The organism is Vibrio sp. D173a, from assembly GCF_030248475.1.
This window is the reverse complement of the sequence record NZ_JAHGAH010001015.1, coordinates 1-743: the sequence shown is the minus strand read 5'-3', so window position 1 is coordinate 743 and position 743 is coordinate 1. Positions and strand designations below refer to the sequence as shown.

At 40.4% G+C, this 743-nt stretch carries 1 protein-coding gene; it reads right to left on the bottom strand.

All coding sequences use genetic code 11. The features are described 5' to 3' along the window. A partial coding sequence (locus tag KIV40_RS35655) for a prepilin-type N-terminal cleavage/methylation domain-containing protein (protein ID WP_375164921.1) occupies window positions 1-68 on the bottom strand: 68 nt, incomplete at its 3' end. Window positions 69-743 lie beyond the last annotated feature (675 nt).

The following is a 743-nucleotide window of genomic DNA, read 5'->3' as shown; positions in this document are numbered from 1 at the left end:
AACGCTAATATGCCAAGTATGACAACGACGACGATCAGTTCGACTAATGAGAAGCCTCTATTTTTCAATGTGAATATTCCTGTTTAGATGCTGTGTTACTGCTAATGACTTACCCAAAGCGGTAGTGTCATTGTTTCTTGTAAGTTGTTCGCAAAGGTAGCTATAAGGGTATGTCACGTAGCATCACTTACGACGTCATTGTTCGAAATCATGTCGATAGAATCGTGATGACCTTTGATTGGATATACCTTCTCAGTACCTCAGCGGCGTCGCAGTTTAATCACGGGTTCAGGAATTGGTAGCTCTAGTGATGAGGTTTTATAACGTTTTTGTTTTTAATAAAGATGATGTAAATTAATGGGTAATATTTCCCTTTAAATCATAAGGTTAATGGGTTTGCTAGTAGATAAGAGATAAAAGCATAGTGCAGTCTATCTTGGCTAGCGTTAAGGCTTTCAACGCTCCCGCCTCATTTGAACCCGCTTAAATCCTACCTGTTCACTGACCTGACACGCCTTGTTACACACCGCATCAAAAACCACGAAAGAAATTCGAATCGCTATAGGTCTGGTAATGGGAACATTTATCGCTTCGCACTATTGAGTGTATTAAAGGAAAATCATGGAAAAGAAACTTCAAACCAAACTCGCGACAAGCTTACTGCTGCTTAGAATTGGCATCTTTATCGTCTACTTATTCAGGGGCTTGGATAAAATCCTAGTTCCCGAGCACGCGGTGAAAGT